The sequence below is a fragment of the Chishuiella sp. genome (assembly GCF_032109125.1).
Taxonomy (GTDB): Bacteria; Bacteroidota; Bacteroidia; order Flavobacteriales; family Weeksellaceae; genus Empedobacter.
The window spans coordinates 121,759-129,329 of record NZ_DAMCLZ010000009.1 but is presented as its reverse complement, the minus strand read 5'-3'; the positions used below and the strand labels follow the sequence as shown (position 1 = coordinate 129,329).

The window sequence follows — 7,571 nt, the reverse complement described above, 5'->3', positions numbered from 1 at the left end:
CCCTCTTTCCAGGATGAAAACCTGATGTCCTAACCGATAGACGAAGGGACCACTTTAAAAATAATTTCGATGCAAAATTAATAGAATAATTTTAACTACCAAATATATTTTAAAAATATTTTTAATTATTTAATTCTATATAATTTGTAGTCCCTAGGGGAATCGAACCCCTCTTTCCAGGATGAAAACCTGATGTCCTAACCGATAGACGAAGGGACCACTTAATTATGAATTTAATAACTCGTAATTTATAAATAAAAATGTCAAATAAATGTGTTGGGTTTTAAGAAAAGTCGTTGTATAATTCTAATAATTTGAACCAAGTTGAATTATACAGCGACATTTTCATTCCCGATTAATCTACAATAAATTGATTAATCTTTACAAACAAAACACAAAAAACAATTTCCTTTACACAGTATTACACTGGTTGTTTAATAAAACATCAACAACTATGAATAAGGAAAAAAAAGATTGCGATAAAGCAATCTATCTATTAATTTGTAGTCCCTAGGGGAATCGAACCCCTCTTTCCAGGATGAAAACCTGATGTCCTAACCGATAGACGAAGGGACCACTTATATTATCCTAATGTAGCTATATGTTTAGCTAATTTAGATTTTAAGTTAGAAGCTTTATTCTTATGAATAATGTTTCTTTTTGCTAATTTATCAATAATTGAAGAAACTTTTGGAAAAACAGTTTCTGCTTCATTTTTATCAGTTTCTGATCTTAAAGCTTTGATAGCTGTACGAGCAGATTTGTGATAATATTTATTACGATCGCGTCTAACCGCTGATTGTCTAATTCTTTTTAATGCTGACTTATGATTTGCCATAACGTTTATCTCTTTCTATTTTAGTTCGGCAAAGATAAAAACAAAAAGTTTATCTTACCAAATAATTTAAATAATTTTCTAAAACACTTTTTATGTAGCCCATAGGAGAATCGAACTCCTGTTTCCAGGATGAAAACCTGATGTCCTAACCACTAGACGAATGGGCCGCATGACGGCTTTTACAGTTCTTGTGAAAAGCGAGTGCAAATGTATATGTTTTTTTTATACTTCCAAAACATTTAGAATAAAAATTATATATAAATTATGTTAAAATAAAGTTAATAAAGTTAATTTTATCTAAAACAGCAGTTTGAGTATAATATAATAATATTTAAAAAGTTATTTTAGCAATACTAAATATATAAAAATGAAAAACAATTTCTAATATGAGAGTGTCAATATTTGGCGTAGCAGCAGTATTGTGCTCTATGTTTATAACATCGTGTTCGTCCTTAACCCCTGTAGGTGAAGCTACAGAATACTCTTCGAGGAGTTTTATTATGAAGCCTAGAGCTATAGAAGGACAAGCTAAATTAATAAATAAGCAATCTAATTTAGAAGTTGCACCAATAGAAATTAATGATGAAGCTAAATCGATGGTTGTTTTAAATAGTGTTTTAGAAGAAACAAATGATTTATTTGCTGGATTTTTATTAAAAGAAGCAGAAACATACATCGGTACACCATATCGATATGGAGGCACAACAAGAAATGGAATTGATTGTTCTGCCTTTGTAAGAAGTGTTTTTGAAACTTTTAACAAAGATTTACCTCGTGTTTCAGCTGATCAAGCGAAAGAAGGAGTAAAAATATCTGCAGATGAAGCGAAAGAAGGAGATTTAGTGTTTTTTGCAACTAGAGGTCGAGGTAGAGTTTCTCATGTAGGAATTGTTCATGGAAGAAATAAAGAAGGAGTATTAGAATTTATACATTCTTCAACATCAAAAGGTGTTATGGTTTCTTCATTAAATGATAGATATTGGGGACCAAAATTTTTATATATAAAAAGAGTATTATAATAATAAATAATTATCAATAAAAAAGGCATGTTATACTTAACATGCCTTTTTTATATTTTTTTGTATTGCTCAGAAATAAGTTATAAAAGGAAATAAACTTACATAGTCAGAATATACTTTAAATGAAGAATAAAATTTCTCAATCAGAAAATAAAGATGGTAATCTAAGAATAAAATATTTAATATTTTAATGAGTAATTTGGAAATCAGATAGAAACAATATTATGTCGAATAATCCTCAGATTTCTTAAATCAAGAATAAAAAATCCGAAGAAATAAAAATCTCTTCGGATATAAATATTTTTTAATAATTATTAAGCTATTTTATTACTAATTAATTTGTTCTTACCCAGGTTCCAGGAGATTTTTTATTTACTTCATTCATATATTTTTGAGCTTGCTCTAAATCATTAAAAGTATTATAAGTAACATAATAATATCTACCTTTTATATAAGTTATATCCGCATTCTTATAGCCTTGTTTTTTTAAATCTTCAACTAAACGATTTGCATCATCTTGTCTTTTAAGAGAGGCGGCAATTACTTGATATTTTTTACTTGAATTTTCAATTATTTTTTTATTGGAAGATTCTTTCTTTGTCGAGTCAATTTTTTTAGCTTCATTTTTATTAATAACAACATCTTTTTTTACGTCTTTTTGTTTAACTATAGCTGTAACCTCTTTCTCGTTATCATTTATTTTTGTTTCTTTTACGACCGTTATTTCAACCTTTTTAGGAATTTCTATAGTATCTTTTTTCGTTGCTATTTCTGCTATTTGGTATTCAACCAAAGATGGTTCTTCTATAGTTTGAGGTAAATTGTAAACATCATATTGAATGGCTTTTGGAGATTCTTTTATTTCTTTTTTACCAATTATAGGTAAAACTAAACCACTCCATTGCTCTGTTACAAATTTTTCAACAGGTTTTGGTGTATTAAAATATAAAACTCCTCCTATAATAATTGGAATTAAAGATGCTGTAACTAAAAGTTTTGACATGTATTGATTAGAGGTTTTATGCTCTTGTTTTTCTAAAATATAATTAGCTTTAAGATTTGATAGTCCATAAGCGGGGATGAAATAGTTTTGATTATTATCAGGTTTAAAATCAATTTTTCCTACTTCATTCAATTGTAAACTACCTATGTTTTTTAGTATAAGAATTTTACCATTTTTTAAATGTTCTTGCCAAAAATAGATTTGCTCACTTACAAATGTTTGAGCCTTATCAAAAGACATTGGCTCATCATTAACAATTTTATTGATTAGAATACCATCATTTTTAATTAAGGTAGAATTAAAAGATAGTTCTTTTCTTGGAGGAATAAAAGTATTATTTTTTTCATCCAATGTAACGCTTGCAGAGTTTGTTATAAATGCGCCAAAATTAGGTACAATAACACAATCTTGCTTAAATAATAATTCACTAATATGTTCTTCTAACCTCATGGAACGAAATTAACATTTTATTTTGAATTTATCAAAAAAATAATTACTTAATACTGTGGTTATTCTATTATATATTAATATTTTAACAAAATGAATACTGAACTACCTTATATATTAGCGATATCATTTCAAAAAGGAATAGGAGATGTTATTGGTAAAAAAATAATTACTCATTTTGGTTCCGCAAAAAAAGCTTGGAGAAGTAAACCAGAAGAACTTTTAAAGATTAAAAGAATTGGAAAGGTTTTAAGTAATGATTTTGGAAGTGATAAATACTTGCATTTAGCATATAAAGAAATTGAATATTGTGATAAAAATAATATTAATATTATATCTTTCTTTGATACTAATTATCCTAATAATTTAAAAGAATGCTATGATTGTCCCCTTGTAATTTACACAAAAGGTAACTTAGATTTTAATTCATCTAACAAAAAGAAAATAGCAATAGTAGGAACACGTAAAATGACAAATTATGGTAAAAACTTTATAAATGAATTGATTGATAATTTATCTGATTTTGATATTTCTATTATTAGTGGATTAGCTTATGGATGTGATATTGAATCACACACTGTTGCTCTAAAAAATAATATTTCTACATGGGCTGTTATGGGAACAAATTTAGATAAGATTTATCCTTCTACACATAAAAAAATAGCAAATGAAATGTTAGCTAATGGAGGATGGTTAACAGAACAGCCAAGTTTTAAATTGACTACACCTGAAGCTTTTTTACAAAGAAATAGAATTATAGCAGGTTTGTCTGATGCCATAGTTGTTGTAGAATCAGCTTTTAAAGGAGGTAGTTTAGTTACAGCTAAATTCGCAAATGATTATAATAGAGAAGTTTTTGCTTTGCCTGGTAAAACGATAGATCCTTTGAATGAAGGATGTAATTTTCTTATAAAAACACAACAAGCATATTTAATAGAAAACTCTAAGGATATTATCAATTACTTTAATTTTGATATTAATAGGAAGTCTAATCAACTTGATTTATTTATAGAATTTTCAGAAGAAGAAAATAGTATAGTTAATTTATTGAGAATTGATGGTAAACAGCACATAGATATTATATCTTATAAATTAGATTTAAAATCTTATGAATTGATGCCCATTTTATTGGATTTAGAATTAAAACAAGTTATTTCTACACTACCTGGTAAATTTTATGCCTTAAAATAATAATCATAAAAAATAGTTGTTAATTATTACAGTATTTTTGTAATATATGAAGAAGAAACTATTTGTCATAATTATATTGATTTTTATTCAATTAAGTGCTCAAACGAACAAAGGTCGATGGGGAGAATTATTTTCTTATGGTAATGTTAAATATCTTGAAAATGTAAAAGGAATCATTTATTGTGGAACTGAAAATGGAATCTTTTTATTTAACCCTCAAGAACCAACTTCTGAATTAGTCAAAATAAATAAAACTAATTATTTAAATAATGTAGGTCTCTCTGCTATGGCTTATGATGAAAATTCTGATTCTTTTTTAGTTGGGTATGAAAATGGAGGATTAGATTTATTAAAATCTGGAAATTCAACTATGGTTCTTGATATCAAATGGAATGAATTTAATGGAAATAAAAATATTAATAATATTTACATATATAATAATATAGCATTTATTTCAGGAGCCTTTGGTATTGTATCTTATGATTTAAATGATGAAGAGTTTAAAGAAACAACAAGAACTTCTTTTATTGTAAATGATGCGACAATTTTAGATAACAAAATTTATATAGCAACAACCGATGGTATTCGTTATAGCGAACTACAAAACGGAAAAAATAATCCGAATATAAATAGTTGGGGGAGTATAGAAAACGGACAAAATATATCAAATATAGAATTATTAAATAATGAAATTTATTATTCAATAGGAAATAATTTAAAATCTATAAATGGAAATGCAAACAGTTATTCATCAACCATTTTAGATTTGAAATCTTCTGGAAATCAATTAATAATTTCTCAAGGTAATCAATTATCAGTTTTAGGAGGAAGTAATTATTATAATTATAATTTTAATACAGGAATATACGTTGATAATAAAATTTATGCAGGCACAAATATAAATGGTCTAATTGATTTTACTAATACAACAATTAATTATAAGCCTCAAGGACCATATTCAAATAAATCTTATTCTGTTACCGCAAAAAATAATAAAATTTGGATAGCTCCAGGTGGAATAGAAAATTATAATAATGTTACATTTAATGCTGATGGATTTTCATTTTTTGATTCTCAAAATTGGAATCATTACAGTTCAGAATCTTTAAATAATGCTAAAGACATTATAAAGATTGCTTTAGATCCTACAGATGAAAATCATTTTATGGTAATTCCTTATGCAGAAGTTGTAGGATGGGGAGGGACACAAATTGGTATTTTTGAATTTAATGGATATTCTTCTCAACCTAAGCACATTACATCTCCTTTACCTCAAATATATAGGTTCGGAGGAGGAAGTTATGATGATCAAGGAAATTTTTATCTTTCAGAAAGTTTTTATTGTGATTCTAACTGTATGTCTTCGGGTATACCTAATTATAATTTAGTAAATGTAGCTATAAATAGTCTTTCTGTAAATGCAAAATCTGGAGGAAATTGGACGACAACTCAAAGAACAAATGAAGATGCTTCGAATGCATTGTCACCAATAATAGATAATAAGTATATTTACATTCCTCAAGCTAGAGCAGGAGGTGTGGCTGTAATTAGAAAAAATAATTATGATGTTGTTGGTAACATACTTACAACAGGAGAACAAAGTTTACCTAATAATAATGTTTGGTCATCAGCTCTAGATAAAACAGGAAATCTTTGGATAGGAACAGAAAGAGGTTTAGCTGTAGCTTATGGAATTGAAGCTGCTGCTGATAATAATGACTTAAAAGCAGAACCAATAGTAATTGTTCAAGATGGTATTGCAGAAGCTTTATTAACTAATTTAGGAGTTTATTCAATAACTGTTGATGCTGCAAATAGAAAATGGATAGGAACAAATGGAGGAGGTGTTTATTATGTTTCTGAAAATGGAGAAGAAACAAAATTGCATTTCACAACTAAAAATAGCCCTTTACCTTCTGATATTATTTATGGTATCACTGTAGATGAATCTACAGGTAAAGTATATTTTGCAACAGAAAAAGGAGCTGTATCTTATAATGGAGATGTGTCTTCAGAATCAACTAATTTTAATAAAGCATTAGCTTATCCTAATCCATATAGACCAACTTATAAAGGGAATATTACAATAAAAAATTTACCAGATAGATCTAGTGTAAAAATAACTGATATCGTAGGAAATATTTTATTTGATAAAAAAGCTGAAGGTGGTGTTGTAGAATGGGATACAAATAATTTTAAAGGAAAACCTGTTGCCTCAGGAATATATTTAGTACTAATGGTTACTCCTGATGGAAGTGAATCAAAAACTCTTAAAATCGCAGTTGTACGATAATGAAGATACATGATACTAAAGCAATTGTATTATCAACATTAAAATATGGAGATACAAGTTTAATTGTTAGATGTTTTACACAAAATTTTGGACTAAAATCTTTTATAGTAAAAGGTGTATTTACAAAAAAGAAAAGAACTTCATCAGTTTATTATCCATTAAATGAGATAGAAATATCTTTTTCATCTAAAATAAATGATCAGCAACTTGTCTTTTTAAAGTCTTCACAAATAGCTTATTATTACGAATCTTTACATTTTCATCCAGTAAAATCCGCAATCGTTTTTTTTATATCAGAAATTTTAAACTTAGTTTTAAAAGAAGAATCAGATAATGAAGCACTTTATTTTTATTTACAACATTCATTAAAAGAATTTGATAAAAAGCAAGATAATTTTGCGGATTTTCACTTGATTTTTTTAATTCAATTAACTCATTTTTTAGGATTTTATCCTAATATAGAAAGTGAAGGGACATTGTTTGATTTAGAAAATGGTTTTTTTACAAATTCGTCATCATCAATAAATATGCTAAAAGCAGATGAATCAATTTTACTAAAAAAATTATTAGAACTTAATTTTATTGATGAAATAAAAAATAATTTTAATCAATCTCAACGTTCTTTATTATTAGATATTTTAATAAAATATTATCAAATTCATACCAATAATTTTAAAAAACCAAATTCATTATTAGTGTTACATCAATTATTTATATAAATAATAATACGGAATAAAGTCTTGTTTTTTTGATAAGTATCTTTAATCATTAAAGATAAAT

At 26.6% G+C, this 7,571-nt stretch carries 6 protein-coding genes and 3 tRNA genes; 4 read left to right on the top strand and 5 right to left on the bottom strand.

Features of this window, described 5'->3' with window-relative positions:
• Positions 1-147: 147 nt before the first annotated feature.
• The 4 genes from RT575_RS10800 to RT575_RS10785 form a co-directional block, all read right to left on the bottom strand.
• Positions 148-219 (bottom strand) — tRNA-Glu (locus RT575_RS10800).
• A 285-nt stretch (positions 220-504) separates the two neighbouring features.
• Positions 505-576, bottom strand: a tRNA-Glu gene (locus RT575_RS10795).
• 7 nt (positions 577-583) lie between these two features.
• On the bottom strand, positions 584-838 hold the full coding sequence (rpsT, locus tag RT575_RS10790) for a 30S ribosomal protein S20 (RefSeq protein WP_313383350.1): 255 nt from the start codon (positions 836-838) through the stop codon (positions 584-586).
• 95 nt (positions 839-933) lie between these two features.
• Positions 934-1,005, bottom strand: a tRNA-Glu gene (locus tag RT575_RS10785).
• A gap of 219 nt (positions 1,006-1,224) precedes the next feature.
• Between RT575_RS10785 and RT575_RS10780 the strand changes: the two genes are divergently transcribed.
• The gene (locus RT575_RS10780; RefSeq protein WP_313383351.1) at positions 1,225-1,857 is read left to right on the top strand and encodes a C40 family peptidase; all 633 of its coding nucleotides are present in this window, start codon (positions 1,225-1,227) and stop codon (positions 1,855-1,857) included.
• A gap of 334 nt (positions 1,858-2,191) precedes the next feature.
• Here the strand turns inward: RT575_RS10780 and RT575_RS10775 are convergent, their stop codons facing one another.
• Positions 2,192-3,310, bottom strand: a complete 1,119-nt coding sequence (locus RT575_RS10775) for an SPOR domain-containing protein (RefSeq protein ID WP_313383352.1) — start codon at positions 3,308-3,310, stop codon at positions 2,192-2,194.
• 90 nt (positions 3,311-3,400) lie between these two features.
• Here RT575_RS10775 and dprA point away from each other — a divergent pair, with 90 nt between their 5' ends.
• From dprA to recO, 3 genes are read left to right on the top strand one after another with little or no spacing between them, the layout of a single operon-like run.
• Entirely contained in the window at positions 3,401-4,498 is a 1,098-nt protein-coding gene (gene dprA, locus RT575_RS10770) for a DNA-processing protein DprA (protein WP_313580784.1), read from the top strand.
• 46 nt (positions 4,499-4,544) lie between these two features.
• A complete protein-coding gene (locus RT575_RS10765; protein ID WP_313580783.1) occupies positions 4,545-6,791 on the top strand; it encodes a two-component regulator propeller domain-containing protein in 2,247 nt (748 codons plus the stop codon).
• On the top strand, positions 6,791-7,510 hold the full coding sequence (recO, locus tag RT575_RS10760; protein ID WP_313383358.1) for a DNA repair protein RecO: 720 nt from the start codon (positions 6,791-6,793) through the stop codon (positions 7,508-7,510). Before RT575_RS10765 ends, recO begins: the two co-directional genes overlap by 1 nt.
• The last annotated feature ends 61 nt before the right edge of the window (positions 7,511-7,571 follow it).

Excerpts from the sequence above, each read along its gene's own strand:
- dprA (WP_313580784.1), top strand. The coding sequence starts at position 3,401 with ATGAATACTGAACTACCTTATATATTAGCGATATCATTTCAAAAAGGA.
- recO (WP_313383358.1), top strand. The coding sequence starts at position 6,791 with ATGAAGATACATGATACTAAAGCAATTGTATTATCAACATTAAAATAT.
- RT575_RS10780 (WP_313383351.1), top strand. The coding sequence starts at position 1,225 with ATGAGAGTGTCAATATTTGGCGTAGCAGCAGTATTGTGCTCTATGTTT.
- rpsT (WP_313383350.1), bottom strand. The coding sequence starts at position 838 with ATGGCAAATCATAAGTCAGCATTAAAAAGAATTAGACAATCAGCGGTT.
- RT575_RS10765 (WP_313580783.1), top strand. The coding sequence starts at position 4,545 with ATGAAGAAGAAACTATTTGTCATAATTATATTGATTTTTATTCAATTA.
- RT575_RS10775 (WP_313383352.1), bottom strand. The coding sequence starts at position 3,310 with ATGAGGTTAGAAGAACATATTAGTGAATTATTATTTAAGCAAGATTGT.